Genomic DNA, 26,980 nt, shown 5'->3' with positions numbered 1-26,980 from the left:
GTGACGCTGCCAGCGCAAAACCTGCTTGCCGAAGAAGCCAGCCCCTATCTGCAGCAGCACAGCGGCAATCCCGTCCACTGGCGGGCCTGGTCGCCGGCTTCGCTCGAGGAGGCGAAGGCGCTGGACAGGCCGATCCTGCTCTCGGTCGGCTATGCCGCCTGCCATTGGTGCCATGTCATGGCGCATGAAAGCTTCGAGAACGATGGTGTCGCCGCCGTCATGAACCGTCTGTTCGTCAATATCAAGGTCGACCGCGAGGAGCGTCCCGACATCGACCAGATCTATATGGCTGCACTCTCCGCCATGGGCGAGCAAGGCGGCTGGCCGCTGACCATGTTCCTGACGCCGGACGGCAAGCCGTTCTGGGGCGGCACCTATTTTCCGCGCGAGCCACGCTATGGCCGCCCCGGTTTCATCCAGGTGATGGAGGCGGTGGACAAGGCCTGGCGCGAGAAGCGGGCGAGCCTCAACCAGAGCGCCGACGGCCTGGCCACACATGTCGAGGCGCGGCTCGCCGGCTCGCATGCCAGAACCGTGGTCGACCGCGACACGCTGGCGGAATTGGCCAAGGGCATAGACGGCATGGTCGACCGCGATCTCGGCGGCTTGCGCGGCGCGCCGAAATTTCCCAATGCACCGTTCATGCAAACGCTGTGGCTGTCCTGGCTGCGCGACGGCAACGCCAGCCATCGCGACGACGTTCTTAACAGCCTCGAACAGATGGTCAGCGGCGGCATCTACGACCATATCGGCGGCGGGCTCAGCCGTTACTCGACCGACGCCGAATGGCTGGTGCCGCATTTCGAAAAGATGCTTTACGACAATGCCCAGCTGATCCGCTTCTGCAACTGGGCCTACGCCGCAAGCGGCAACGAGTTGTTCCGGGTCCGAATCAAAGAGACGATCGACTGGCTGCTGCGCGAAATGCGCGTCGACGGCGGCGCCTTTGCCGCCAGTCTCGACGCCGACAGCGACGGCGAGGAAGGGCTGTTCTACACCTGGAGCCAAGACGAGATCGAGGCCGCACTCGGCGACGATTCCCCCTTGTTTTTCAATCACTTCACGCTCTCCAGCCCGCATGGTTGGGAAGGCAAGCCGGTTGTCCACCAGACGAGGGCCCAGCAATCGCAATATGTGATCGATCGCGAAGAGGTCAGCCCGCTCAAGGGGGAACTCCTTGCAGTCCGGGAAGAGCGGGTCAGGCCCGGCCTTGACGCAAAGATCCTCACCGACTGGAACGGCCAGATGATCGCAGCCTTTGCTGAGGCCGGTCGGTCGCTGGCGCGGCCTGACTGGATCGACGCGGCGGCAAAAGCCTTCGCCCATATCAGCTCTGCCAGCCGCGACGGCCGCTTGCCGCACTCGATGCTCGGCGCCAGAAAACTGTTCCCTGCTCTGTCCACCGACTATGCCGCCATGACCAACGCAGCCATCTCGCTGTTCGAGGCCACTGGGGATTGGAGTTATGTCGACCTGGCCGGCCAGTTCGTCGAGCAACTCGACCATTGGCACGCCGATGCCGAGAAGACCGGCTACTATCTGACGGCTTCGGACAGCGCTGACGTGCCGATCCGCATCAGGGGCGACGTCGATGAAGCCATTCCGTCCGCCACCGGCCAGATCATCGAGGCACTGGTCCGGCTCGCCTCCGTCACCGGCGATCTCGAGCTGCACGAGAAAGCCTGGGAGGTCGCCGAACATGCCGCCGGCCGTGCCGCAAACCAGACCTACGGCCAGGCCGGCATCGTCAATGCCTGCGCGCTTGCGATCGAGCCGCTCAAGCTGGTCATCGTTGATGCGCTCAACGATCCAAAGCTCGTTCCGGTTGCGAATCGAAATCCGGATCCACGCCGCGTCGACATCCCCGTGCCGATCGGTACCGGAGCGAATCGAGCCTTGCTGCCCGCCGGAATCCTGCCGCCGACCAACCGCTTAAGCGCGTGGTTCTGCGCTGGTCAGGTTTGCCTTTCCCCGATGACGGATCCGGAAGAGCTGGAGCGCCTTTTGCGCCGAGAATGATCAGGCGCCGTGCGCGGGATCGGGCAGCGCCTCGGTCGCAGCTTGCCGGGGCTTGAACAGCAAATCCCTGGCAGCAACCACCGCGCCAATGGTGATCAGCACGCAGGCGAGCGCCACCGACCAGTGGAAGACGCCAAAGCCTGCCAGCAGCAGCACGATGACCGAAAACAGCGGTGCGGCGTAGGACAAGGCGCCAAGGATCATGATGTCACCGTGCTTGCAGCCAAAATCCCAGGCGTAGAAGCCGGCTCCCAGAGGAATCGTGCCCAGAATGACGATAGTCGTCCACTGCGTCGGCGTCTGCGGCCAGACCGTGGTCTCAAGCATCAGGTGCAGCGAGAAAGCGACCGCCGCCGTGATGAAGCAATAACCGGCCACGACATCCGTCGGCACCTGGCCGAAGCGGCGCGACAGCACGGAATAGCCAGCCCAGATGAAGGCGCAGAAGAGCGCGATGACATGGCCCTTCATCACCCCATTGGCCAGGCCGACATTGCCGCCCTTGGTGATCACCACGATGGCGCCGGCAAGCCCTAGAACGACGCCGACGATGTGATGAACCCGGAGCCTTTCACCGGGCAGGAAGGCTGCAAAGACGACGATCAGCAATGGCCAGAGATAGGCGATCAGGCTGACCTCGACCGGCGGCGCCGACTGGATCGCAAAGAAATAGGCGCAGTGGTAGATGCACAGTCCCGCCGTGCCGATCGCCCAGACCGGCCATGGCTGCCGCAGCGACCGGATCGCGCCTGGGCGGAAGATCCAGCTGCCGGCGCCGACCAGCCCTCCGAGCAGGAAGGTCATGGCTGCCAGCTGAAACGGCGGGATCGGGCCAGCGGCGGTCGAAAGCAGCGCCAGGAAAGACCAGGTCAGGATGGCCGAAAAGCCGATCAGGGTCGGGATTGTCTTCTTCACGTCGCTGCTTCCAGTTTGCAGACACGAGCTTTGCATGAACGCGAAATCGTCTGCCGCCACATACAGCCGCCCGATATCGGGAAAGCGACCTGCCGCCGGACAACGAAAAACCCCATCCCGGTTTCGCGGAATGGGGCTTCAATACACAGACCGGAAGATTTCGGCCTGACCTTTACGTGTTCATCGAATCGAAGAAATCCGCATTGGTCTTGGTCTGCTTGAGCTTGTCGATCAGGAACTCGATCGCGTCGGTGGTTCCCATCGGCGCCAGGATGCGGCGCAGCACGAAGATCTTCTGCAGATCCTGCTTGGAAACCAGCAAGTCTTCCTTGCGGGTGCCGGACTTCAAGATGTCCATGGCCGGATAGATGCGCTTGTCGGCCACTTTGCGGTCGAGCTGGATTTCGCAGTTGCCGGTGCCCTTGAACTCTTCGAAGATGACTTCGTCCATGCGGCTGCCGGTATCGATCAGCGCGGTGGCGATGATGGTCAGCGAGCCGCCTTCCTCGATGTTGCGGGCAGCGCCGAAGAAGCGCTTCGGCCGCTGCAGGGCGTTGGCGTCGACACCACCGGTCAGCACCTTGCCGGATGACGGCACGACGGTGTTGTAGGCGCGGCCGAGGCGGGTGATCGAATCGAGCAGGATGACGACATCGCGGCCATGTTCGACCAGGCGCTTGGCCTTCTCGATGACCATTTCGGCGACCTGCACGTGGCGCACGGCCGGCTCGTCGAAGGTCGAGGAGATCACCTCGCCCTTCACCGAGCGCTGCATGTCGGTCACTTCTTCCGGCCGCTCGTCGATCAGAAGCACGATCAGATAGCATTCCGGATGGTTGGCGGTGATCGAGTGGGCGATGTTCTGCATCAGAACCGTCTTGCCGGTACGCGGCTGCGCGTTGATCAAAGCGCGCTGTCCCTTGCCGATCGGCGCGACCAGGTCGATCACGCGGGCCGAGATGTCCTTGGTGGTCACATTCTCGATTTCCATCTTCAGCCGCTTGGTCGGATAGAGCGGCGTCAGATTGTCGAAGTGGATCTTGTGACGGATCTTCTCGGGATCGTCGAAATTGATGGTGTTGACCTTGAGCAGCGCGAAATAGCGCTCGCCCTCTTTCGGGCTGCGGATCGGCCCTTCGACGGTATCGCCGGTCTTCAGCGAAAAGCGCCGGATCTGCGACGGCGAAATATAGATGTCGTCGGGACCTGGCAGATAATTGGCGTTGGCGGAGCGCAGGAAGCCGAAACCGTCCTGCAGCACCTCGACCACGCCATCACCGATGATCTCGATCTCCTGGGCGGCCAGCTTCTTCAGGATCGCAAACATCAGCTCCTGCTTGCGCATGACGCTGGCGTTTTCGACCTCGAGCGATTCGGCATAAGCGATCAGCTCTGGCGGTTTCTTGTTCTTGAACTCGGCGAGTTTCATTTCTTGCATAGACGGACCTTGAATAGATGGAGTCTGGGTAGGCTTTGGGAAAATATCGGCGGGATGCGACAAATGCCGGGCGCGGCCGAAAACAACGAGGGGCGGCGCATGACGGGAAGGAAGACCCGTCTTTTATCGTCGGTCGGGTGAAAGAGCAAGCTGCGTTTTGCGTGGCCTATGAAGGCTTAAAACGCATCAATGCCTGTCGCTGGCTCCTGGCCGTTTTGATCGACATGCATCAGAACGGCTTGACCACCACCAGGATGACGATTGCGATCATCAGCAATGTGGGGATCTCGTTGACCATTCGCCAGTGCCTGGCCGGTTTTTCATTGCGGTCCTCGGCGAATTTGCGCACCGCGCCCGAGAGATAGCCATGCATGGCCGACAGCAAAAGCACCGCTCCGATCTTGGCGTGCAGCCAGCCGCCCTGGAAACCAAAACCCTTCCAGGCGAGCCACAGGCCGAACACCCAGGTGACGATCATCGCCGGGTTGATGATGCCCCGCAGCAGGCGCCGCTCCATCACCTTGAAGGTTTCCGACTGCACCGAGCCCTTCTCGGCATCGGCGTGATAGACCAGCAGCCGCGGCAGATAGAGCATGCCCGCCATCCATGAGATGACGGCGAGGATATGGATCGCCTTGGCCCAGGGATAGAAACTGTCGGGTGCCGCGAAATACAAAAGCGCGGTGAAAACGACCAGTACGGCGATACCGATCGTCATCCGCATCATCGCCTGGCCGGTGCTGTTCGTGTTGTTCATCTGAGCCATCAGCGTGTCGCGCTCCGCACCTGTTTCACCATCGCCTCGACATGGGCGATCGGCGTCTCCGGCGTGATGCCGTGACCGAGGTTGAAGATCAGCGGCCCGTCTCCCAGCGCCTTCAGGATCGCCTCGACGCCATCCGACAGCGCCTTGCCGCCAGCCACGAGCCGCAAGGGATCGAGATTGCCCTGAACCGCACCTGAGCGCTGCAATTCCTTCGCCGCGACCAAGGGCACCGTCCAGTCGATCCCCAGCGCCGTTACGCCGGTCTTTTGCCGATAGGTCCGGTAGCGCGAACCGGCGCCCTTGGGAAAACCGATGATCGGAACATCGGGATGAACCGCCCGCACCCGGCCAACGATCTCGGCCATTGGCTGAACGCAGAACAGGTCGAAAGTTTCATCGTCCAGCACGCCGGACCAGGAATCGAAAATCTGCACCACATCCGCGCCCGCCTCGATCTGGCGGATGAGATAGGCGGCCGAATGTTCCGCAAGCACCTTCAGCAATCGTTGAAAGGCCACCGGCTCGCGATAGGCAAAAAGCCGCGCCGGCGCCTGGTCGGGTGTGCCATGGCCGGCGATCATGTAGGTCGCCACCGTCCACGGCGCGCCGCAGAAGCCGATCAGGGTTGTCTCTTCGGGGAGTTTGGCCCGCAACCGGCGAACCGTCTCGTAGACCGGTTCGAGATTCACGTGAAACACCTTGCCTTCCAGAGCCAAGATCTCCGGCGCGGTGATCGGCGTCAGCAGCGGCCCTCTGCCCTCTTCGAAGCGGACGTCACGGCCAAGCGCATGCGGGACGACAAGGATATCGGAAAACAGGATCGAGGCATCGAAACCAAAACGCTCGATCGGCTGCAAGGTCACTTCGACCGCAAGGTCGGGATCGTAGCAGAGGTCGAGGAACGAGCCTGCTCGCCTGCGTGTCTCCCGATACTCCGGCAGATAGCGCCCGGCCTGACGCATCATCCAGAGCGGAGGCGGAAAATGGGCCTTGCCCCTGAGGACATCCAGCATGATCCGGTTCTGGGGCATCGGGCGCTCGCTTCTCCCAGCCTCTTCTATAATCAAAGATTCTTATATCTAAGATTCTTCTGATTCTAAGAGTCTGTTGGTTCTAGTGGTTGTCACCTGTCCCGCTTTGCCCCGGAAAACACCAGCCAACATATTGTCGCGTGCTTCTTTTTCCCAGATGTAGGGTTCTGGGGATAGCTCCGAATCGATCAATCGAGTCAAAGTGTTAGGCACAGCGATGAAAGGCAGGTCCTGTGGACGGACCGTAGTCGAAAAAAGCCGTCCCCAAACTTGTCCCCAGTCGCCCGACGAAGCTGACAGCGCATCGAATTGTGGACAAACTGCCATCTGATACAGTCGCCTCCGACAGGCCCGTCTTTTCATCCCGCTTTATCCACAGAAGCCCACAGCCCCAGGTGACCCCTGTGAACAAACCCCAGAGCTTCTTCCACCTGCACCTGATTTCCGACGCGACCGGCGAAACGCTGCTCGCCGCCGGCCGGGCGGCCTCGGCGCAATACAAGGACGCGCGCGCCATCGAGCATATCTATCCGCTGATCCGCACCGAAAAGCAGGTGGCAAAGGTGTTCGAGGACATCGAGGAGGAGCCGGGCATCATCCTCTATACGGTCGTCGACCAGAAGCTGGCACGCGGCATCGACGAGCGCTGCGCGGCCATGGGCCTGCCCTGTGTATCGGTGCTGGAGCCGGTGCTGACCGTGTTCCAGTCCTATCTAGGCACCCCGGCCGGCCGCCGCGTCGGCGCCCAGCATGTCCTCGACGCCGAATATTTCCGCCGCATCGATGCGCTCAATTTCACCATGGACCATGATGACGGCCAATTGCCGCTCAATATGGACGATGCCGATGTCGTGCTGATCGGCATTTCTCGCACGTCGAAGACGCCGACCAGCATCTATCTCGCCAACCGCGGCATCAAGACCGCCAACATCCCGATCGTGCTCGGCGTGCCGGTGCCGGAAAGCCTGGTTGCCGCCAGCAAGCCCCTGATCGTCGGGCTGATCGCCACCGCCGAGCGCATCTCGCATGTCCGGCAAAACCGCATCCTCGGCAACAGCAGCTCGTATGAGGCATCGGATTATGTCGACCGCGCCGCAATCGCCGAGGAGCTCGCCTATGCCCGCAAGATCTGCACGCGCCATGGCTGGCCGATGATCGACGTCAGCCGCCGCTCGATCGAGGAAACGGCGGCGGCGATCGTTGCCCTGCGGGGGAAGAATAGATAATTGGAGCCGTGCGACGCGTTGCTGACATCCACCGCTGCGTCGCTTGAAAGGTCACGGCATGGATCCTAGGGTCTGCGCTGCGTCGCTTGGCTCCTTGCTTCGCCCTAGGATGACGAAGGGACGATTGTCTCGGCCAATTTCGAAGGTTTGCGATTGCCACCAACTGCACTTTGACGGCGTAGGTGCCAGGCCCGACATCCGCGATTGGCCAAAAAGCCACCACGCCTTCGTCATCCTAGGGCGGAGCAGGAGCGAAGCGACGTCGCGAAGACCCTAGGATCCATGCCGTGACGGTGGTCGAAGGTGCAGCGGTTCTCTGTTGGAGCCAGAATCTCAACAACGGTTAGACAATTGATCAGGCGAAAAATCATGACCGAGAAAATCATCCTCGCTTCAGGCAGCCCGTTCCGCAAGGCGATGCTGGTCAACGCCGGCGTCGAGGTCGAGGCGGTTCCGGCCGAAGTCGACGAGCGCGCGCTCGAGGGGCCTTTGCAGGATAGCGGCGTCTCGCCCGAGGACGTCGCCCTGGTGCTGGCCGAGGCCAAGGCCACAGAAGTCAGCGAGCGCAGGCCGGGCGCCCTGGTTCTGGGCTGCGACCAGACGCTGTCGCTAGGCGACGAGGTGTTCCACAAGCCGGCCGATAGGGAAGGCGCGCGCCGTCATCTCCTGGCGCTGTCGGGCAAGACCCATCAATTGAACAGCGCCGCCGTGCTGGTCCGCGATGGCAGGGTTTTGTGGCGGCATGTCGGCATCGCTTCGATGACCATGCGCAAGCTTGACCCAGCCTTCATCGGCCGCCACCTCGCCCGCGTCGGCGCCAAGGCGCTGGGAAGCGTCGGCGCCTATCAGATCGAAGGCGAAGGCATTCAATTGTTCGAGAAAATCGAGGGCGATCATTTCACCATTGTCGGCCTGCCGCTTCTGCCGCTGCTGGCCGAACTGCGTGACCTGGGAGCGATCGATGGCTGAGGTGTCAAAGAAGGCCTTCGTGTCAGGCCATCCGGTCAAGCATTCGCGCTCGCCGAAGATCCATGGCCACTGGCTGGCCAAACATGGCATCGACGGGAGCTACCTGGCCATCGATGTCGCGCCGCAAGACTTTGCCGTATTCGTGAAAACGCTGCAGGCAAACAATTACCGCGGCGGCAACATCACCATCCCGCACAAGGAAGCGGCTTTCGCATTGGCCGAACGCCGCGACCAGGCGGCGCAAGAAATCGGCGCCGTCAACACGCTGTGGTTCGAGGATGGCGTCCTGTGGGGCGGCAACACCGACGGCCACGGCTTTGCCGCCAACCTCGACGATCATGCGCCGGGCTGGGCGAGCAAGGGCCCGGCGGTCGTGCTTGGCGCCGGCGGCGCGTCGCGCGCCGTCATCCATGCGCTGAAGGAGCGCGGCGTGACCGACATCCGCATCGTCAACCGAACGCTCTCCCGGGCTATGGAACTGCGCGATCGTTTCGGCGCCGGTGTCTCGGCGCATGGCATGGCGGCTACGGGTGAACTGCTCGGCGATGCCGGCCTGCTGGTCAACACCACGGCGCTCGGCATGCATGGCAATGAAGGCCTGTCGGCCGATCCCGCCCGGCTGCCCAACCATGCCATCGTCACCGACATCGTCTATGTGCCGCTGGAGACGCCGCTGCTTGCCGCGGCGCGCGCGAGAAAGCTGAAGACGGTCGACGGCCTCGGCATGCTGCTGCATCAGGCGGTGCCCGGCTTCGAGCGCTGGTTCGGCATCAGGCCGCGAGTTACAGCTGAACTCCGCGCGCTCATCGTTGCCGATCTGGTGCCGAAACCATGATCGTGCTCGGCCTCACCGGATCGATCGGCATGGGCAAGTCGACCACGGCCAGGATGTTCGCTGACGCCGGCGTGCCGGTCCATGATTCCGACGAGACGGTGCATCGCCTCTATGCCGGCAAGGCAGCCCCTTTGGTCGAGGCGGCGTTTCCGGGCACCACATCTGCCGGGGTGGTCGACCGGACAAAACTTGGCGCGCGCGTGCTCGGTGACGCCGCCGGGCTGAAGCGGCTCGAGGCGATCATTCACCCGCTGGTGCGCGCCGATGCCGATGCCTTTCTGGCCAGGCATCGTGGATCAGGCGCACCGATCGCCGTCCTCGATATTCCCCTGCTGTTTGAAACCGGCGGCCGCAACCGCGTCGACAAGGTCGTCGTCGTCACCGCATCGGCCGAGACCCAGCGCGAGCGTGTGCTGGCGCGGCCAGGCATGACCGAGGAAAAACTGGCGTCGATCCTGGCCAAGCAGGTGCCGGATGCGGAAAAGCGTCGTCAGGCCGATTTCGTGGTCGACACCGGCCAGGGGCTGGACGCCGCGCGGGATCAGGTGAATGCGATCATTGCGGAACTGATCGGGGTCGGCAAGCCGGGCCATTGACACTGGCTGCCGTCTGTCAACGTCAGCGCCGCCCCTCATCTGCCTGCCGGCATCTTCTCCCCGTATAGTGACGGGGAGAAGGAGCTGGCCGCGACCTCGGCTACTCTCTTGCTAACGCAGGAGATTGGCGAAATCCTTTGCGAAGGCGTCGTTCTCCCCGTCACTATACGGGGAGAAGTGCCCGGCAGGGCGATGAGGGGCAGCGCAAACCTGTAGTGATTGCCCTGATCAGCTTCGTTTCCCATTGCCATTTTGTTCCGGTCTCATGATTCTGCTCCTTTGGAGCGACTGATTCGATGCGTGAGATCATCTTCGACACGGAAACCACCGGCCTCGATTCGCGCGACGACCGCGTGATCGAGCTGGGCGGCGTCGAGCTGGTCAACCGCTTCCCGACCGGAAAGACCTTCCACCACTACATCAACCCGCAAGGGCGCGCGATCCATGCCGAGGCACAGGCGGTGCACGGCATCAGCGCGGCGGACCTCGCGGGCAAGCCGACCTTTGCCGAGATTGTGCAGGAATGGCTGGACTTCACCGACGGCGCCAAGCTGGTCGCCCACAATGCGACGTTCGACGTCGGCTTCCTCAACGTCGAGTTCGGCCGGCTGGGCCACCCCGTCATCGACAACGGCCTCGTCGTCGACACGCTGGCGCTGGCGCGCCGCAAGCACCCGATGGGCCCCAATTCGCTCGATGCGCTCTGCCGGCGTTACGGCATCGACAACACCAGGCGCACCAAGCACGGCGCCCTGCTCGATTCCGAATTGCTGGCCGAGGTCTATATCGAGCTGATCGGCGGCAAGCAGGCGGCCCTTATCCTCGACAGCGCCACCGCGCCGGCGCAAGGCGAAAATGTCCGCCAGATCGAAATCATCATCAGCCAGCGCCCGGCACCCCTGCGGCCGCGCGTCACCGAAGCCGAACGCGCCGCGCACGCCGGCATGGTCGGGACGTTGGGTGAGAAGGCGTTGTGGCTGAAGGTTGCTGCTGGCAGTTAGAGAAGCGATGGCGGCAAGGCTGGAAGGGCCGACCCTCAAGATTGGCAGCGGACCCCCATAACTTCGTCATCCTAGGGCGAAGCAAGGAGCGAAGCGACGCGGCGCAGACCCTAGGATCCATGCCGTGACGGTGATGATATGTTCCGGCGGTGCAAGAAACCGAGCATTACGACCCCGTCCCGCGAAACAGCTCGAACCACTCTGGATTGGCCTTTTCGATCAATTCGATCTTCCATTGGCGCGGCCAGCGCTTCAGGGACTTCTCACGTTGGATCGCATCGGTGATGTCGAAAACTCCTCGTACCAGACCAACCGCTGAACACCGTAGCGGCTGGTGAAATTAGAGCCTTGGCCCGACTTGTGCTCCGGCATGCGGCGACCGAGGTCGTTGGTGATACCGATATAGAGGGTGCCACCTTTCTGGCTCGCAGTCATGTAGACATAACCGGTCATGGTTTTAGCGTAGCGAGCACAGGCGCGGGGACAAGCGCCATTCTGATCCGTTGCATTCTAAGGCGAATGTCACGGCATGGATCCTAGGGTCTGCGCTGCGTCGCTACGCTCCTTGCTCCGCCCTAGGATGACGAAGACGCGAAGGGCCTTCAGCCAACCTCGAAGGCGCGCTGCCCCGCCAGCGTTCCAAACAGAAAACCCGGCACAAGGCCGGGTTCTCAGAAACAACAACGATGACAGCAGGCCTCAGCTCACCTTGACCTTGGACGCCTCGTCCTCGGCCAGCTTCTGCTGGAACATCTGGGCGAAGTCGATCGGGTCGAGCATCAGCGGCGGGAAGCCGCCATTGCGGGTTGCCTCGGCGATGATCTGCCGGGCGAACGGGAACAAAAGGCGCGGGCATTCGATGAACAGGATCGGCAGCATGTGCTCCTGCGGAAAGCCTGCGATGGCGAACACGCCGCCATAGACCAGCTCGACATTGAACAGCACTTCCTGGTCGAAGGACGCCTTGGCGTTCAGCGTCAGATTGACGTCGAACTGCTTGTCGGAGAGCGGGTTGGCGTTGACGTTGACGTTGATGGCGATGCCCGGCGCCTTGTCGCGGCCGCGCAGCGAATTCGGCGCGCCAGGGCTTTCGAAGGACAGGTCCTTCACATATTGCGCCAGAACGTTGAGCGACGGCTGCGCCGCATTGCCGTTTCCGTTGGCTGCGCCGACCGGCGCGTCATCCTTGCTGGCCATAAGCCTTGTCCTCTTGCCTGGGCAGCGTCGCTGACCGAATTGAAATCGGGCGTTCGCTACCATGGCGGGGATGACAAGACAAGGTTTGCCGCCTTGGCTTCTCGGCTATGGGATGTAGATGGGACGGCGCCCTAATCGTCCTTCAGGCGGCGCCACGGCGAGTTGTGATCCGGGCCGCGCTTCAGATCGTCCTCGCGCGAATAGTCGCCGTCTTCGAGGTCGATGACCCTGTCGCGCTGGCGGCCGCGAAAACCGCCGGTCGAGAAATCGGTGGCGACGACAATGCGGCCCTTGAACCGGCTCCAGGCAAAATCGCGCAATGGCGGCAGGAACAGCAGCAGGCCGATGATGTCTGATATGAAGCCGGGGATGATCAGGAGGATCGCCGCAACCACGATCATGGCGCCGTGCGCAAGGTGGCGGCTTGGGTTCTGGCCGGCGGCCATCTCGGTGCGGATGCGGGCCATGACACCAAAGCCCTGGTACCGGAGCAAAAGCACGCCGGCGATGCTCGAGGCCAGCACGAGGCCGACCGTCGCCAGCGCGCCGACCTCACGGCCGACGATGACGAAACCGGCGATTTCCAGCAGCGGAAGCGCGAGGAGAAAGAAGGGAAGCAGCGAAATGCGCAAGTCTTGCCAACCTTTTTTCGATTGTTATGACGTTTCGATTGTTTTGGCCGCCAGTTGGCAATCGCCGCTGGCACTGAGGCTGTTAGATAGGTATGCCTGCCTTTGATTTGAATGATTGCGCCTTGCGTTCTATATGCTTTGAATGTTGAACGCTATGCGACCGTGGCCATTAGGCCTGACGGTCCGGCCACAGGGCAGGGATTGATTGGCGGAAGATATGGGATTCTTCGACTTCGGCACGATTTTCTTCCTGATTGCGGCGGTGGTCATCTTTTTCCAGCTGCGCAATGTGCTGGGCCGCCGCACCGGCAGCGAACGGCCGCCCTTCGATCCCTATTCGGCGGCTCGCACCGGCGACAAGGATGCCGCCCAGAAATCAGAAAATGTCGTCTCGCTGCCGCGCAAGCGCCCGCCAGGCGAGCCGGCTCCCGACACCTATGCCGCGATCGACGCTTTCGCCAAGCCCGATACCGACCTCAACAAGGGCCTGCGCACGATCAAGGACAATGATCCGTCCTTCGAGCCGAAGGGTTTCGTCGACGGCGCCAAGATTGCTTACGAGATGATCGTCATGGCCTATGCCGACGGCGATCGCAAAACGCTGAAGAACCTGTTGTCGCGCGAGGTCTATGACGGTTTTGTCGCCGCCATCGGCGAGCGCGAGGCCAAGGCGGAAAAGATCCAGTCCTCCTTCGTCGGCATCGACAAGGCCGACATCGTCTCGGCCGAGATGAAGGGCGGCGAGGCGCATGTCACGCTGCGCATCATCAGCGAGCTGATTTCGGCGACCCGCGACAAGGCCGGCGCGGTCATCGACGGCGACCCGGAAACCGTCGCAGAGGTCAAGGATGTCTGGACCTTCGCCCGCGACACGCGCTCGCGCGACCCGAACTGGAAGCTCGTCGCCACCGAGGAAGAAGACTAGTTCGGAAACACGCGGCGAGGCTCCGGTGTCGCTATCGCCTCTTTTTGTCGAGAAAGCCTTCGGCGACCTGCCCGGCTGGGGAGATGACGACCATTCGGCGGCTTTCGCCGCCTTTCGCCGCTCGGCCTTCCATGTCCTGACCAAACCCTATCGCAGTGGTGCGCTCGGCATCGACTTCGACGCCTTTGCCGATGCCTACGCCAAGGCCCGGACCGTTTCGCCGGCGAATCAGTCGCCGACCCGCGGGGAAGCCCGCGCCTTCTTCGAGCGCCATTTCGTCCCGGCGCTTATCCCCGCCGAACATGCCGGCGCCGGGCTCGTCACTGGTTTCTATGAGCCGCAGGTCGAGGCGTCACCGGTGCGCACGGATCGGTTTTCGGTGCCGTTGCTGTCGCGCCCGGCCGATCTCGTCGATATCGACGAGAGCAACCGGCCGCCCGGCCTGGATCCCTACCTCGCTTTCGCGCGCCAGACGCCGAGCGGGCCGGTCGAGTATCCCGACCGTGGCGAGATCGAGCGTGGCGCGCTCGACGGCAAGGGTCTGGAAATCGCCTGGCTGGCCGACAAGGTCGATGCCTTCTTCATTCACGTGCAAGGTGCCGCACGCCTCGCCATGACCGACGGCCGGCTTGTCCGCGTCACCTATGCCGCCAAATCCGGCCAGCGCTTCACCGGATCCGGCAAGATCTTGAGCGAGCTTGGCGAGATCCCGCTGGAGAAGGTGACGATGCAGTCGATCCGCGCCTGGTTCAAGGCGCATCCGGGCCGCGTCGACGAGATCCTGCGGCAGAACCGCTCTTACATCTTCTTCCGCGAGGCCGATGTCGAGGACGCGGCCCTTGGCCCGATCGCCGCCGCCAAGGTGCCGCTGACGCCGGGCCGCTCGATCGCCGTCGACCGCCTGCTGCATACATTCGGCACGCCTTTTTACATCGACGCACCGACGCTGACTGCTTTCGACGCAGAACCGTTCCGCCGGCTGATGATCGCGCAGGACACCGGCTCGGCCATCACCGGGTCCGCGCGGGGCGACCTGTTCGCCGGTTCGGGCGATGCCGCGGGCGAGATCGCCGGCGTGGTCCGCAATGCCGCGGATTTTTATGCGCTGATCCCGCGCGCGCTCGTTGCAGGTGCGGTCCGATGACCCGGCGCCCGGACAAGCTCAGCGAGGACGACCGGGTTCTGTGGAACCTGGTGGCGCGCACGGCCAAGCCGCTGAAGGGCAAATTTGCCGTCGACATCCCTGAAATCCCTGCCGAGGTCAGGCCAAGTCAGCCGCAACCGGTTCAGCCCATGGCCAATCCCGGGGCAGCCAAACCAAAGACGCAGCATGTCGCGCATGCGCTCGACGAACCGACCTTGGACAAGCTGTCGAAGGGCCGGCTGCCGATCGAGGGCCGCGTCGATCTGCACGGCCTGACCCAGGACGAGGCCTATTCGCTGCTGTTTTCATTCCTGCACCGGGCGCATGCCGGCGGCGTCCGCTATGTCCTGGTCATCACCGGCAAGGGCTCGTCCTCCGGCGGCGATGGCGTGTTGCGGCGCGCGGTACCGGCCTGGCTGTCGACGCCCGCCTTCCGGCCGCTGGTCTCCAGCCACGACCATGCCGCCCGCAATCATGGCGGTTCGGGTGCGCTCTATATCCGCCTGCGGCGGGCGCGCCTGTGAGGAGCTCTATCATGAGGGTGGGGACATGACCCCGTTCGGAGAGAAGCTGCGGACGCTTAGGAGCGAACGCGGTGTCCGCCAGAAGGACATGGCGGCGGCGATCGGCGTCAGCGCCGCCTATCTGTCGGCGCTCGAACATGGCAGGCGCGGTGCCCCGACCTGGACGCTGATCCAGAAGATCATCGGCTATTTCAACATCATCTGGGACGATGCCGAGGAACTGGCGCGGCTGGCCGAGGCCTCGCATCCGCGTGTAAAACTCGACACGTCGGGTCTTTCCCCCGCCGCCACCGAGCTTGCCAATCTGCTGGCGGAAAACATCGAGAAACTCGACGAAACCGAGCTCCGCCGCATCACCGCATCGATCCGCGCGGCGTTAAACCAGCGGCCGTAGTCCGACGATCCGAGCGTGATGCAAGTTCGCCTGCTTCAGAAGGAAACTGCCCGCCGGCGGACCGCCAGCGGGCACAGTGGTGAGATCACTTCTTGCCGGCCGTGCCGCCATTTCCGCCCCGGCCGTGATCGCCATTGCCGCCATGGCCATTGTTTCCGCCACCCAGGCAGTCCGACGCCCCGGCATCACCGCAACAGCGGCCGGCCCAGAGGTCGTTGAGGTTGGTTTTGGCACAGCTGGTGGTGGTCTGATCGGCCATGGCGGATCCGGCCATGCTCGACACCGCGAGAGCGGCAAGAAGGGTATTTCGCAGAAAAGCAGTCATCTGAAGTCTCCATGGTTGGTTTCGGTTCACGGCTGTGTGTCGCAGGCCGGAGCGAAATGGTTCACGGAGAAATATAACTTCTGTCATCTACGAGCGAAGCGGGCACGCAGACCCAAGGATCAGATGGGCCGTCAGGCGTTTGGTTGGAGTTTGCCAGCGACCGGGGTGTACTCCCGATATCTCATGGCTCTGCCGGGCAGCCCTCATCGGCAAAGAGTATCACGGTTCGTCGATGACGACGCAACTTGTGCGACATCCGACGAAAAGCCTGCAGGCTCTTCTGTACCAGCCATGGCCTACTTCTCCCCGGAAAACGCGGTACACTATGGGTGGCGAGTGCAGGCGCATCGACTAGACTAGATCCCTTGGGATAAAAGACTTGGGTTTGAATACAGAGACCCGGGAACATCTGATAGGATTTCAGACTGTCAGCTATCCCACATCCGGGGTTGAACTTCACATGGTCGACGGCATCCGAGAATACCCGCGTGATCAATAGAAGGCGCTCGGCTGTCGACCTCGAGAGGATGTACCCGCCGGACCCGAATGCGAAGCCGCGAAGAAGCCCCAATTTGAAGTCTCCAGACAGCAGCTTGACAGCGCGGTCAAGCCATACCCCCCGTCCAGCAATCGCCTCGATCTTTACGATGTCCGCGCCTGCTGGAATCCATGTGGTGTCATCGCCAAGAAACAGATCCGCATGCCTGGACATCAACACGTCGTCCTCGAAAACACAGCCGTAGGGGTCTGCTTCCGAGGCGATCCTTTCCCAACACCGGCGATGGCTCAAGAAGCAGCCTACCTCTTCCGGCGTCATTGTGGCCGCCCCGAAAACGGGCTTGTAGACATCGGAGATGTCGGTCGGGCTCAGCAGTCGTCCGTCCACCGCCGAGACTCGCTCGAAGCTAAGCCCGACAGACGCGAATCGATCAGTCATCCGCACCAGTCTATCGGAACTGCGGTCCAGGTTGATCACATAGGATCTCATTGATTATTCTCGTTTGCCAGGAGCACGCACCAGCTCATCAGCGATGAACTTTTTGCGCCGGTTGTCAGTGAGGATGATATTGAGGAAGTGGAGCGATCGAGCGTGGCCTAGAGTCGCCGTGACGGAGCTTCGCTCTTGCTTCGCCCTAGGATGACGAAGCGATGGATGCTTCCGGCAAACGCCGTATTACTGAACCGCACCGACCAGAACTTGCTGGCCACCGCGGATCGAGACCCAGCGGCCGGTGTTGTCGATCGCCTGCCGCTTGAGGAAGCGGTAACCGGTCGCGTCCCATGGTTTGACCTTGTCGGTCAGATTGTCGAGCACATAGTCGCCCTCGTCGGTGCGCACCGTCAGCACGGCGTGACCCTCGCCGTCGGGCTTGCGCACGACGGTGATCAGAAGATCGGCAAGCGAGATGCTCATGCGCGAAAGCTGGCGCCGCTTTTCCAGCACATAGTCCTCGCAATCGCCGACGCCCTTGTCGGGATAGGCCCAGACCTCGTCCTTGCCGTAGATATCCATGTCGCTCATCGGCTTGACGGCGGCGTTGACCCTGGCGGTGACATTGAGAAGCTTGCGCATCAGCCCGTCGCTCATCGGAGCCGGCGCCAGATTGGTCGGGCGGATCGAGCACTCGCCCGGATGCAGCTTGCAGAAATCATAGTGGCCGATCGGCTGCGAGGTGAGCCCCCCGGTCGCCATCGCTCCACCCGCCAAAGCCGGTGCCACCCAGCCCGCCGTCATTGCCAGCCCGGCCGCCACATACACGCGCAGCCGTCGCGCCATCGATGAGGAAATCATTGTCCCCGCTCACCCTTTGTTATTAACGAAAGGTTAAGGGGGATTTACAGTCCGTGTCAATTACGACGACGGTCGGATTGTCGGCATGGTTACCCGAGGGGCTGGACAGCGGCACTTGTGCAACAGAATCGGCCAGCCAGCCGGCTTTTACCGTCCAATTTCACGGTTTATCGCCGTTAAGCTTGGTTTATGCAGGTCATCTTCCCAAACCCCGCAATTTTGGGCGGCCTTGCATTATCTCTTGGCGGCGCGGACCAGCTTCGGCTTCACCGCGACACGCTCCTGGCGGCCATAGCTGGTGATGAAGTCGACGATGCGCGGCACGATTTCGGAACGGAAGCGCGAACCGTTGAACACGCCGTAATGGCCAACCGCCGGCTGCATGTAGTGGGCATGCCTGTCTGCCGGGATGTTGGGGCACAGATCATGCGCCGCCTTGGTCTGGCCAAGGCCCGATATGTCGTCGTTTTCGCCTTCGACCGTGAACAGCGCGACGTTGCGGATCGCCGACGGATCGATCCTGGTGCCGCGATGCGTCATCTCGCCCTTGGGCAAGGCCTGGCGCACGAAGACCGTGTCGACGGTCTGCAGATAAAACTCCGCCGTCAGGTCCATGACAGCAAGATACTCGTCGTAGAAATCACGGTGCTTCTCGGCATTGTCGCCATCATGCTTCACCAGATGCATGAAGAAGTCCTTGTGGGCGATGATGTGGCGGTCGAGGTTCATGCTCATGAAGCCGGACAGCTGCAGGAAGCCTGGATAGACCTCGCGGCCGAAGCCCGGCACCGGCCAGGGCGCATGCATCACGACATTGTCGCGGAACCAGTCGATGCCCTTTTCCTGCGCCAGCAGATTGACCGCGGTCGGGTTGCTGCGGGTGTCGATCGGGCCGCCCATCAAGGTCATGGTCGAGGGCACGAAGGGGTCGCCCTTCGTTTCCATCAGCGCCACGGCGGCCAGCACCGGCACGGAAGGCTGGCACACCGCCATCACATGCGTGTCCGGCCCCAGCGTGTGCAGCATGTCGATGACGTAGTCGATGTAGTCATCGAGATCGAATTGGCCGTCGGCAAGCGGCACCATGCGGGCATCGACCCAGTCGGTGATGTGCACGTCGGCATAGGGCAGCATGGCTTCGACCGTGCCGCGCAGCAGCGTCGCATAGTGGCCCGACATCGGCGCCACGATCAGAAGCTTCGGATCGGGCTTGCGTCCGGCGGGGACCGTGCGCTCGAAGCGGACGAGATTGCAGAACGGCTTCGACCAGACGGTCTTTTCAGTGACCTCAACGCTCTTCCAGTCGACCACGGTCTTGGTCAGGCCGAAGGTCGGCTTGCCGTAGCGGCGCGTGGTGCGCTCGAACAGTTCGGCCGTCGCCGCGATCGAACGGCCCCATTGCGTGTGGGAAAACGGATTGAGTGGATTGGAGTAGAACATCCGCACCGCGTCGGCATAGAGGCGCGCCGGCTGCAGGGCCGCGTGGTTCATCTCATAGAGCTGGTAGAACATCGAGAACCCCGCTGCTGCCTGCGACCGAAGGGACGACGAGCCGCGCCGAGCCCTAGATGTCTCGCGGGGAAGTTAACAACTAATTGCTGCGATGCAATACGTCACGCGGCGTGACCAATGCTTCTTTGGTTCAAGACCGTGGAAATCGGGGCCGAACGGTGCCAGCCGGCTCAGTGTGCGACTGCGAAATGTGTAGGCAATGTGTCCGGCCTATGTTGCCGGACACAGAAAACTCTAGACGCGCGCCATGCACACGGAAGTATGGCCGGAGCCGATGAAGCCGAGCTGGCCGGCCGCACCCTTCGACAGGTCGAGCACGCGTCCCTTGATGAACGGACCGCGATCGTTGATGCGCACGACGACGCTGCGGCCGTTGTTCTTGTTGGTCACCCTGAGCTTGGTGCCGAAAGGCAAGGTGCGATGCGCGGCGGTCAGCGCTGACGGGTTCATGCGCTCGCCCGATGCGGTCTTGGAGTGCAGGGCGTACCATGAGGCGCGGCCGCACTGGGCGGCGGCGGTCGCCGAAGAAGCGCCGACCATGAGGCCAGCAGCGATCGTTACCGCGACAAGCGCGGTCTGTTTTGGGTTCTTCATATTTGGGGGATGGCTCCGTTTTTGACAGACCCCAGCCGTTAGGTGCCAAATAAGGCGCGAAATGCGGCAGTCATCTGGCGGTTCCGTGGCAATGGCACACGTTTGGAGTCGCTGAGTAACAGTCTGTCAGGGATTTTCCGCCGCGCGATGATCAATCAATGATGATCTTTGTCCTGCTGACAGGCATCCGTTTGACAAGATCGAACATTAATATCCAAGTAGAGTCCGGCACGGACGGGCCACTTCCTTCGGCTCTTTTATCGCGGCCCCGATGCTGCAGCCAATCGACTTCAAAAGGGAGATCCTGCAATGAGGCTGACGAAAAATCTGCTGGCGTTGATTGTGCTTGCCGTCGGCGCGCTGTGGTCGCTGCAAGGCATCGGCGTGGTCGGCGGCAGCTTCATGACCGGCCAGTCGCAATGGCTCTATATCGGCGTCGTCACCATGCTGGTCGGGCTGGTGGGATTGGTGTGGGCGAACCGGTAGGGGGTGTGAGCTTCGAAGAAAGATCGACCCCCACTCCGTCGAGCTTCGCTCGCCACCTCTCCCCCGATCGACGGGGGAGAGGAAAGGCGCGAGCTTGCCGACCCAGGCCCCTTTCCTCTCCCTCCGGAGGGGGGAGAGGTGGCGCTGCGGAGCAGCGACGGAGTGGGGGAAGCCGCTCACCAATTGCGCCGCCGCCCCCGACAGCCTACCCGAACAGCCGGTCCAGTATCTTGCCCTCAAGCCGCGCAAGCTCGACCGAACCACGCCGCCGTGGCCGTTCCACGGGCACATCCAGATCAAGCGCGATCCGGCCTTCGCTGATCACCACGACCCGATCGGCCAGCGCGACGGCTTCGGCGACATCATGCGTGACCAGCACAGCCGTGAACTTCTGCGCGATCCAGATGCGTTCCAGAAGCTGCTGCATCTCGATGCGGGTCAGCGCGTCGAGTGCGCCGAGCGGCTCGTCGAGAGCCAGGATCTGCGGGTGGCCGACCAGCGCGCGGGCCAGCGCCACGCGCTGCTTCTGACCTCCGGACAGCACCGAAGGCCATTCGTCGGCCCGATCGGCAAGCCCGACCTCGCCGAGAATGTCGAGCGCGCGTTGCCTTGCCTCCGCGCCGGAAGCAATCCCGGTCAGCCCGACCTCGACGTTTTTCACCACGCTGGCCCAGGGCAGGAGCCGTGGCTCCTGGAACATGAAGCGCGTGCGGCTGTGTCCTTCCTCTGCCACGCCGAATGTCAGCGATCCCGATGTCGGCCGGTCGAGCCCGGCCAGAAGCCGCAAAAGCGTGCTCTTGCCGCAGCCGCTCTTGCCGATGACGGCAAGGAACTGCCCGGCCGGCACGTCCAGGTCGATGCCGTCGAGCACGGTCTTGTCGCCGAAGCGCTTGCCGGCTTGCCTGAAGGCAAAGGCCCGCTGCCCTTCGACGGAGCCGATCGGCCGCACCGGCGTGGCGACGAAGGAACGGGCTGCGGTCAGGCTGGCGGCGGTCATGGGCAATCTCTCATCCGTTCTGGAAGGCCGGATGCCAGCCGAGCGACAGCCGCTCGAGCAGGCGGGCGAGGCTGTCGGCGAGCTTGCCGAGCAGCGCGTAGATCAGGATCGACAGCACGACGACGTCGATCAGCAGGAATTCGCGCGCCTGCATGGCCATGTAGCCGAGGCCGGAGCTGGCCGAGATGGTTTCGGCGACGATCAGCGTCAGCCACATGATGCCCAGGGCATACCGCAGGCCGACGAAGATCGCCGGCAGCGCGCCGGGCAGGATGACGCGGAAGAACAGGGCGCGCCGGTCCATGCCGTAGACGCGGCCCATCTCGACCAGCTGCGGGTCGACGCTCTGGATGCCGAGCAGCGTGTTGACGTAGATCGGAAAGAACACGCCAAGCGCCACCAGGAACAGTTTGGCTTCCTCGTCGATGCCGAACCACAGGATGACCAGCGGGATCAGCGCCAGGTGCGGGATGTTGCGGATCATCTGCAGCGTCGTGTCGGTCAGGCCGCGGCTGAGCGTCGACAGCCCGTTGGCAAGGCCAAGCGCAAAGCCGATCGAGCCGCCGACGGCAAAGCCGGCAAGGGCGCGCGCGGTCGAAACGCCGATGTTGCGGGTCAGTTCGCCTGACAGCGTCAGCCGCCAGAAGGCTTCGGCGACCGCGCTTGGCGCCGGCAGCACGTTGGCGGGCATGACGCCGGCGCGGCTGGCAACCTCCCAGCCGGCAATAACCAGCGCCGGGAGCAGCCAGCCTATGGCATTGTTATGCAGGCGTGTGGAAAAGCTCATGACGAAGCCTGCAGGCGGTTGGCGCCATGGAAGCCGACCGAGAATTCGTTGGCGATGTTCTCATGCGCCCGCTGCCGCCTGGTGCCGAGCCCGAGTTTCGGGAACAGAAGCTCGGCGACGCGATAGGCCTCCTCGAGATGCGGATAACCCGAGCCGATGATGGTATCGATGCCGATCGCCTGGTATTCCCGGATGCGCTCGGTGATCTGTTCCGGCGTGCCGACCAGCGCCGTGCCGGCGCCGCCGCGCACCAGCCCGACACCGGCCCACAGATTGGGCGAGACGACCAGCCTGTCACGGCGTCCGCCATGCAATTGCGCCATACGGCGCTGACCGACTGAATCCATCTGGTTGAGGAAGCGCGCCTGCGCATTTTCGATCTGCGCGTCGGTGACATGGCTGATCAGCCGGTCGGCGGCGCGCCACGCTTCGTCCTCGGTCTCGCGGACGATGAAATGCAGCCTGATGCCGAAACGTAGTTTTCTGCCGCGCAGTGCCGCTTTTGCGCGCGCCGCGGCCAGCTTCTCGGCTACCTGCGCCGGTGGCTCGCCCCAGGTCAGATACATGTCGACGAGGTCGGCGGCGAGGTCCTGGCCTGCGTCCGACGACCCGCCGAAATAGAGCGGCGGCCGCTCCTGGTGCGGCAGAAGGTCGAGGCGGCCACTCTCGACGCGGTAATATTTGCCGTCGAAATTGACCCGCTCGCCCGACACCAGGCCGCGCCAGATGGTCAGGAACTCATGCGCCTGGGCATAGCGCTCGTCATGCGGCAGGAAGACGCCGTCGCCGGCGAGCTCGGTCGGGTTGCCGCCGACCACGACATTGAGCAGCAGGCGGCCATTGCTCAAGCGATCGAGGGCGGCGGTCTGGCGCGCGGCGAAAGTCGGCAGCGTGACGCCCGGCCGCAGCGCAACGAGAAACTTCAGCTTTTCGGTCAGCGCCGCGAGACCTGTCGCAGTGATCCAGGAATCCTCGCAGTTCTGACCCGTGGGCAGCAGCACGCCGGGAAAGCCGAGCCGGTCGACCGCTTGCGCGATCTCCTTGAAGTAACCGAATTCAGGCGGCCGCTGCTGCTCCTCGGAGCCGAGATAGGAGCCATCGCCATGCGTCGGGATGAACCAGAAGAAATCGAGCGGTGCGGTGCTGGCAGGCGCGGTCATGTCTGGCACAGTCACGGGCGGATCTCCTGGAGATATGGGTGCAAACGCAAATGGCGCCGGGCGTTCTCACCCGGCGCCGTCAGGGGACAAGTTAGTTGCCGGGTGCTGTCCACACCGCGTCGGAGATGCGGACTGCTTTCGGGATCAGCCCGAGCTTATAGAAGCGGTCGGCGGTGGCCTGCTGGCCGGCGATGATCTCGTCGGTGATCGGAAAGATGCCGAACTTGGTGCGGTTGGCGGCGATGATCTGCGCGTCGAGCGGCACACCGGTCACCTCATGCAGCGCCGCGGCCACCTTGTCTCGGTTCTGGTCGGCCCATTTCGCCGCCTCGCCAAGGGCCGATATCGTCGTGGTGATGGTTTCGGGGTGCGCCTTGGCGAAATCCTTGTTGGCGAGGAAATAGGTGTTGACCTTGAGCACCTCGCTGGAGCGGGCCAGCACACGCGGCTGGTAGCGGGTTTCGGCGATGGCGAAGAACGGATCCCAAACGCTCCAGGCATCGATCTGGTCGCTGGCGAAGGCTGCGGCTGCATCCGCGGGGCTGAGATAGACCGGCGTGATCTGGTCGAACGGAATACCGGCCTTTTCCAGTGCGGCGACAAGCAGATTATGCGCGCTGGTGCCCTTGCCGACACCGACGCGCTTGCCCTTGAGATCGGCCACCGACTGAACCGGCGACGCCGGCTTGACGAAGATCGCCTCGCCGTCGCCGTTCGACGGCAGCGCCGCCGCATAGACGATGTTAGCGCCGGCCGACTGGCCGAAGATCGGCGGTGCGTCGCCGGTCCAGCCGACATCGATGGCGCCGACATTGAGCGCCTCGACCAGCGGCGGCCCGGCGGTGAACTCGACCCATTTGACCGTCACGCCCTTGTCTTCAAGTGCCTTTTCGATCACCTGCTGCTGCCTGGCGATCACCGGCAGGCCGGTCTTCTGATAGCCGATGCTGAGCTGCTTCAGCTCCTGCGCTGTGGCGCCGGATGACAGGACAACCGTCACCGCCAGCAGGCCGATGCCGAAAACACGTCTCGTTAGATTGAAAGGCTTGGTCAGATTGAACATTGATCCCTCTCCTTCGCTGCGGATCGGCGCCGGGAAATGGCCTCGCCGGTTGGAAGATGGATCAGGCTAGGTATTTCTATAAATTTAGTAGAGGAATGATTTTGCGAGTTAGCGATATCTCGTGGAAATGTTTTCTGCGGCAACCATCCCTTCGTCATCCTAGGGCGGAGCAAGGAGCGAAGCGACGCGGCGCAGACCCTAGGATCCATGCCGTGACGGTGATGCTATGCTCCGGCGGTGCAAGAAACCGAGCGCCTACCAGCCGGTTCCACGAAAGAGCTCGAACCACTCCGGGTTGGCCTTCTCGATTAGCTCGATCTTCCATTGTCGCGGCCAGCGCTTCAGTGATTTTTCGCGCTGGATGGCGTCGGTGATGTCGAAATATTCTTCATACCAGACCAGCCGCTGCACACCGTAATGGTTGGTGAAGCGCGAGCCGGTGCCTGATTTGTGTTCCGGCATGCGACGACCGAGATCGTTGGTGACGCCAATATAGATCGTGCCGCGCTTCTGGCTTGCGGTCATATAGACGTAACCGGTCATGGTTTCAGGGTAGCGAGCGTCGGTACGCGCACAAGCGCCATTCTGATCCGCCGCATTCTACGACCAATGTCACGGCATGGATCCTAGGGCCTGCGCCGCGTCGCTTCGCTCCTTGCTTCGCCCTAGGATGACGAAGCTTAAGTTAAGCCGTCTTCGTGACACAAGTCGTGCCCCACGCCCTTCACTGCGACCAATACTGCCAGGCCCAGTAAAAACTCTCGTCGCGTGGCGGCAGGCGGTCGCGCTCGGCGTCCCAGCGGACCGGCGTTGGCGATTTCGGTTGCTGTTCTAGCGGCTGGCTTTCCCTGGTCCAGGCGAGAAGCCAGTTGCCGGCTTGGGCGAACAGCACGGCGGTGGAATGGGTCATCGTCATTCTCCTGCTCCTCTGGGCTTCGATCATTCGCGTCCCGCCCACGGGACGAGCACGCGCTCGATCCTGCGGATGGTGAATTCGAGCACGAAGGCGATGGCCGCGATCACCAATATGCCCATCACCACCACGTCGGTGACGAGGAACTGGGCGGCCGACTGGATCATGAAGCCAAGCCCGCGTGTCGCCGCCACCAGTTCGGCGGCGACCAGCGTCGACCAGCCGGCGCCGAGCGCGATGCGCAGTCCGGTCAGGATCGACGGCAGCGCGCTGGGCAGAATGACGTGGCGGACCACTTGGCGCTGGGTAGCACCCAGCGAGCGCGCCGCGTTGATGCGCTCCTGCGAGACGCCGCGAACGCCGGACGCGGTCGACAGCGCCACCGGCGCCAGCATGGCAATGGCGATCACCAGGATCTTGGACGGTTCGCCGATGCCGAACCAGATGATGACCAGCGGCAGGTAGGCGAGCGGCGGGATCGGCCGCAGGAATTCCAGCAGCGGATCGAAGATGCCGCGCCCGATCGTGCTGATGCCGATGGCGAGCCCAACCGGCACGCCGATGAGGATGGCGGCGACCAGCGCGGCGAATACCCGCCACAGGCTGGCGACGGCATGCTGCAGCAGCGTCGCATCGACGAAGCCGTCACGAGCGACGGTGATGAACTTGTTCCACACGGCGGCAGGCGATGGCAGAAACACTGGCGACACCAGTTGCAGGCGGGCCGACAGCGCCCACAGCGCCAGCACCACCAGGATGGTGACAGCGCTGACCGCGCGGGCCGAAACGCCTTTGCGCTTGGGGCTGGGGCGCGACCATGGCACCGACAGGCCGTCGGCCTCGTCGATCTTGTGTCCCGGTCGCTCCGTGTAGGAAGTAACGGTCATGCCGCTTCTCCTTCGAAGATCGCATCGGTCAAGTCCGCGCGGGCTTCGGAAAAAATCGGATCGGCCTTGATCGTGCGAATGGCTTCGCCAGACGCGTAGCGTCGGGAAAAACCGGGCTCGAAGCTCCGCACCACGCGGCCCGGGCCGGGCGCCAGCACGACGATGCGGGTGGCCAGCACCAGCGCCTCCTCGACGCCATGCGTCACCATCAGCACGCCGACCTCGCTTGCCGTCCACAGATCGAGCAGCGTCGTCTGCATGCGTTCGCGCGTCAGCGCATCGAGCGCGCCGAGCGGTTCGTCGAGCAGCAGGAATTCGGGTTCGGCGGCGAGCGCCCGGGCCAGGCCGACACGCTGGCGCATGCCGCCGGAAAGCTCCCAGATGCGTTTGTCGCCGGCGTCGGTGAGCTTCACCAGCGCCAGCAGCTCATCGGCGCGCTGGGCCCGCTCGGCTGGCCTGACACCGCGCAGCCTGAGCGCGAAGGCAACGTTTTCGCGCGCCGTCAGCCATGGGAACAGCGCGTCGTTCTGGAACACCACCGCCCGGTCCGAGCCCGGCGCAGTGATCGGCTTGCCGTCGATGGAAGCCGTACCTCGCGCCGGCGCGACAAGGCCGGCGGCGACGTTGAGCAGCGAGGTCTTGCCGCAACCGGAACGGCCGACCAGCACGACGAAATCGCCCTTGGCGACATCGATCGACACCCGTTCGACGGCGGGCTCCGCCTGGCCGTCATAGTGGATCGAGACCTTGTCCAGTACGAGATGGGGGTCCAGTACAAGATGGGGGTCCAGTACGAGATGCGGCATGGATGCCTCGCGGTTCGTTGAAATCCGACTGCCCCGGCCCTCGTCA

30 protein-coding genes and 1 pseudogene are annotated in these 26,980 nt (G+C 63.1%); 11 read left to right on the top strand and 20 right to left on the bottom strand.

What is annotated here, in order from left to right:
- The gene (locus tag NKH95_RS27925) at window positions 1–2,019 is read left to right on the top strand and encodes a thioredoxin domain-containing protein (RefSeq protein ID WP_352893905.1); all 2,019 of its coding nucleotides are present in this window, start codon (window positions 1–3) and stop codon (window positions 2,017–2,019) included.
- On the opposite strand, the gene yddG is transcribed toward NKH95_RS27925, so the two are convergent.
- The 4 genes from yddG to hemE form a co-directional block, all read right to left on the bottom strand.
- The gene (yddG, locus tag NKH95_RS27920; RefSeq protein ID WP_352893904.1) at window positions 2,020–2,934 is read right to left on the bottom strand and encodes an aromatic amino acid exporter YddG; all 915 of its coding nucleotides are present in this window, start codon (window positions 2,932–2,934) and stop codon (window positions 2,020–2,022) included.
- A gap of 172 nt (window positions 2,935–3,106) precedes the next feature.
- Window positions 3,107–4,372 (bottom strand): transcription termination factor Rho, encoded by a 1,266-nt coding sequence (rho, locus tag NKH95_RS27915; protein ID WP_013528732.1) that lies wholly within the window; start codon window positions 4,370–4,372, stop codon window positions 3,107–3,109.
- A 229-nt stretch (window positions 4,373–4,601) separates the two neighbouring features.
- Window positions 4,602–5,138 (bottom strand): protoporphyrinogen oxidase HemJ, encoded by a 537-nt coding sequence (gene hemJ, locus NKH95_RS27910; protein WP_352799714.1) that lies wholly within the window; start codon window positions 5,136–5,138, stop codon window positions 4,602–4,604.
- Window positions 5,138–6,169: a uroporphyrinogen decarboxylase gene (hemE, locus tag NKH95_RS27905; protein WP_352555693.1), complete on the bottom strand. Its 1,032-nt coding sequence runs from the start codon at window positions 6,167–6,169 to the stop codon at window positions 5,138–5,140. Before hemE ends, hemJ begins: the two co-directional genes overlap by 1 nt.
- Before the next feature lie 311 nt (window positions 6,170–6,480).
- Here hemE and NKH95_RS27900 point away from each other — a divergent pair, with 311 nt between their 5' ends.
- From NKH95_RS27900 to dnaQ, 5 genes are all read left to right on the top strand, one after another.
- The gene (locus NKH95_RS27900) at window positions 6,481–7,395 is read left to right on the top strand and encodes a pyruvate, water dikinase regulatory protein (protein WP_502895363.1); all 915 of its coding nucleotides are present in this window, start codon (window positions 6,481–6,483) and stop codon (window positions 7,393–7,395) included.
- A 369-nt stretch (window positions 7,396–7,764) separates the two neighbouring features.
- Window positions 7,765–8,364 (top strand): Maf-like protein, encoded by a 600-nt coding sequence (locus NKH95_RS27895; RefSeq protein WP_352893902.1) that lies wholly within the window; start codon window positions 7,765–7,767, stop codon window positions 8,362–8,364.
- Window positions 8,357–9,199: a shikimate dehydrogenase gene (locus NKH95_RS27890; RefSeq protein ID WP_352893901.1), complete on the top strand. Its 843-nt coding sequence runs from the start codon at window positions 8,357–8,359 to the stop codon at window positions 9,197–9,199. Before NKH95_RS27895 ends, NKH95_RS27890 begins: the two co-directional genes overlap by 8 nt.
- The gene (gene coaE / locus NKH95_RS27885; RefSeq protein ID WP_023813417.1) at window positions 9,196–9,795 is read left to right on the top strand and encodes a dephospho-CoA kinase; all 600 of its coding nucleotides are present in this window, start codon (window positions 9,196–9,198) and stop codon (window positions 9,793–9,795) included. Before NKH95_RS27890 ends, coaE begins: the two co-directional genes overlap by 4 nt.
- A 296-nt stretch (window positions 9,796–10,091) precedes the next feature.
- The gene (dnaQ, locus tag NKH95_RS27880; protein ID WP_352893900.1) at window positions 10,092–10,796 is read left to right on the top strand and encodes a DNA polymerase III subunit epsilon; all 705 of its coding nucleotides are present in this window, start codon (window positions 10,092–10,094) and stop codon (window positions 10,794–10,796) included.
- A 166-nt stretch (window positions 10,797–10,962) separates the two neighbouring features.
- Here the strand turns inward: dnaQ and NKH95_RS27875 are convergent.
- The 3 genes and pseudogenes from NKH95_RS27875 to NKH95_RS27865 form a co-directional block, all read right to left on the bottom strand.
- A pseudogene (locus NKH95_RS27875) lies at window positions 10,963–11,249 on the bottom strand (GIY-YIG nuclease family protein).
- 246 nt (window positions 11,250–11,495) lie between these two features.
- Entirely contained in the window at window positions 11,496–11,993 is a 498-nt protein-coding gene (secB, locus tag NKH95_RS27870; RefSeq protein WP_023813420.1) for a protein-export chaperone SecB, read from the bottom strand.
- A gap of 131 nt (window positions 11,994–12,124) precedes the next feature.
- The gene (locus tag NKH95_RS27865; RefSeq protein WP_352893898.1) at window positions 12,125–12,625 is read right to left on the bottom strand and encodes an FxsA family protein; all 501 of its coding nucleotides are present in this window, start codon (window positions 12,623–12,625) and stop codon (window positions 12,125–12,127) included.
- Window positions 12,626–12,842: 217 nt separating this feature from the next.
- Here NKH95_RS27865 and NKH95_RS27860 point away from each other — a divergent pair, with 217 nt between their 5' ends.
- Genes NKH95_RS27860 through NKH95_RS27845 form a run of 4 tightly spaced genes read left to right on the top strand, consistent with a single transcriptional unit; the run spans window position 12,843 to window position 15,612 of the window.
- Window positions 12,843–13,550 carry a Tim44/TimA family putative adaptor protein gene (locus NKH95_RS27860; protein WP_352893896.1) on the top strand — a complete coding sequence of 236 codons (708 nt, stop codon included), beginning with the start codon at window positions 12,843–12,845 and terminating at the stop codon, window positions 13,548–13,550.
- A gap of 25 nt (window positions 13,551–13,575) precedes the next feature.
- Window positions 13,576–14,694 carry a murein transglycosylase A gene (mltA, locus tag NKH95_RS27855; protein WP_023813423.1) on the top strand — a complete coding sequence of 373 codons (1,119 nt, stop codon included), beginning with the start codon at window positions 13,576–13,578 and terminating at the stop codon, window positions 14,692–14,694.
- Window positions 14,691–15,218, top strand: coding sequence for a Smr/MutS family protein (locus tag NKH95_RS27850; protein ID WP_023813424.1), 528 nt, complete (start codon window positions 14,691–14,693; stop codon window positions 15,216–15,218). The genes mltA and NKH95_RS27850 overlap by 4 nt, the downstream gene beginning before the upstream one ends.
- Before the next feature lie 25 nt (window positions 15,219–15,243).
- Complete coding sequence (locus tag NKH95_RS27845) at window positions 15,244–15,612, top strand: helix-turn-helix domain-containing protein (RefSeq protein ID WP_013528719.1); 369 nt, start codon at window positions 15,244–15,246, stop codon at window positions 15,610–15,612.
- A gap of 85 nt (window positions 15,613–15,697) precedes the next feature.
- On the opposite strand, the gene NKH95_RS27840 is transcribed toward NKH95_RS27845, so the two are convergent.
- From NKH95_RS27840 to NKH95_RS27820, 5 genes are all read right to left on the bottom strand, one after another.
- Window positions 15,698–15,937, bottom strand: coding sequence for a hypothetical protein (locus NKH95_RS27840; RefSeq protein WP_023813425.1), 240 nt, complete (start codon window positions 15,935–15,937; stop codon window positions 15,698–15,700).
- 181 nt (window positions 15,938–16,118) lie between these two features.
- The gene (locus NKH95_RS27835) at window positions 16,119–16,925 is read right to left on the bottom strand and encodes a glycosyltransferase family 25 protein (RefSeq protein ID WP_128305612.1); all 807 of its coding nucleotides are present in this window, start codon (window positions 16,923–16,925) and stop codon (window positions 16,119–16,121) included.
- Window positions 16,926–17,111: 186 nt separating this feature from the next.
- Complete coding sequence (locus NKH95_RS27830) at window positions 17,112–17,729, bottom strand: transglutaminase-like cysteine peptidase (RefSeq protein WP_128305613.1); 618 nt, start codon at window positions 17,727–17,729, stop codon at window positions 17,112–17,114.
- Window positions 17,730–17,963: 234 nt separating this feature from the next.
- Window positions 17,964–19,241 (bottom strand): polyhydroxyalkanoate depolymerase, encoded by a 1,278-nt coding sequence (locus NKH95_RS27825; protein ID WP_023813427.1) that lies wholly within the window; start codon window positions 19,239–19,241, stop codon window positions 17,964–17,966.
- 234 nt (window positions 19,242–19,475) lie between these two features.
- Window positions 19,476–19,835 carry a septal ring lytic transglycosylase RlpA family protein gene (locus NKH95_RS27820; RefSeq protein ID WP_023813428.1) on the bottom strand — a complete coding sequence of 120 codons (360 nt, stop codon included), beginning with the start codon at window positions 19,833–19,835 and terminating at the stop codon, window positions 19,476–19,478.
- Between the two features lie 309 nt (window positions 19,836–20,144).
- Between NKH95_RS27820 and NKH95_RS27815 the strand changes: the two genes are divergently transcribed.
- The gene (locus tag NKH95_RS27815) at window positions 20,145–20,321 is read left to right on the top strand and encodes a hypothetical protein (protein WP_023813429.1); all 177 of its coding nucleotides are present in this window, start codon (window positions 20,145–20,147) and stop codon (window positions 20,319–20,321) included.
- A gap of 205 nt (window positions 20,322–20,526) precedes the next feature.
- On the opposite strand, the gene NKH95_RS27810 is transcribed toward NKH95_RS27815, so the two are convergent.
- From NKH95_RS27810 to NKH95_RS27775, 8 genes are all read right to left on the bottom strand, one after another.
- Window positions 20,527–21,318 carry an ATP-binding cassette domain-containing protein gene (locus NKH95_RS27810; protein ID WP_352442350.1) on the bottom strand — a complete coding sequence of 264 codons (792 nt, stop codon included), beginning with the start codon at window positions 21,316–21,318 and terminating at the stop codon, window positions 20,527–20,529.
- Between the two features lie 10 nt (window positions 21,319–21,328).
- Window positions 21,329–22,105: an ABC transporter permease subunit gene (locus NKH95_RS27805; protein WP_352893893.1), complete on the bottom strand. Its 777-nt coding sequence runs from the start codon at window positions 22,103–22,105 to the stop codon at window positions 21,329–21,331.
- Window positions 22,102–23,265, bottom strand: a complete 1,164-nt coding sequence (gene ssuD / locus NKH95_RS27800) for an FMNH2-dependent alkanesulfonate monooxygenase (RefSeq protein WP_352893911.1) — start codon at window positions 23,263–23,265, stop codon at window positions 22,102–22,104. The genes NKH95_RS27805 and ssuD overlap by 4 nt, the downstream gene beginning before the upstream one ends.
- A gap of 91 nt (window positions 23,266–23,356) precedes the next feature.
- The gene (locus tag NKH95_RS27795; RefSeq protein WP_352893891.1) at window positions 23,357–24,328 is read right to left on the bottom strand and encodes a sulfonate ABC transporter substrate-binding protein; all 972 of its coding nucleotides are present in this window, start codon (window positions 24,326–24,328) and stop codon (window positions 23,357–23,359) included.
- Between the two features lie 255 nt (window positions 24,329–24,583).
- Complete coding sequence (locus tag NKH95_RS27790) at window positions 24,584–24,871, bottom strand: GIY-YIG nuclease family protein (protein ID WP_352893889.1); 288 nt, start codon at window positions 24,869–24,871, stop codon at window positions 24,584–24,586.
- Window positions 24,872–25,052: 181 nt separating this feature from the next.
- Window positions 25,053–25,238, bottom strand: coding sequence for a hypothetical protein (locus NKH95_RS27785; RefSeq protein ID WP_013528709.1), 186 nt, complete (start codon window positions 25,236–25,238; stop codon window positions 25,053–25,055).
- 29 nt (window positions 25,239–25,267) lie between these two features.
- Window positions 25,268–26,128, bottom strand: coding sequence for an ABC transporter permease subunit (locus NKH95_RS27780; RefSeq protein WP_352442347.1), 861 nt, complete (start codon window positions 26,126–26,128; stop codon window positions 25,268–25,270).
- On the bottom strand, window positions 26,125–26,934 hold the full coding sequence (locus NKH95_RS27775) for a taurine ABC transporter ATP-binding protein (RefSeq protein ID WP_352893887.1): 810 nt from the start codon (window positions 26,932–26,934) through the stop codon (window positions 26,125–26,127). The genes NKH95_RS27780 and NKH95_RS27775 overlap by 4 nt, the downstream gene beginning before the upstream one ends.
- Window positions 26,935–26,980 lie beyond the last annotated feature (46 nt).

Origin of the sequence: Mesorhizobium sp. M0848, from assembly GCF_040319805.1 — a bacterium.
Lineage (GTDB): Bacteria > Pseudomonadota > Alphaproteobacteria > Rhizobiales > Rhizobiaceae > Mesorhizobium.
The sequence above is the reverse complement of the archived record's forward strand: the minus strand, read 5'-3'. Positions and strand labels throughout refer to the sequence as shown.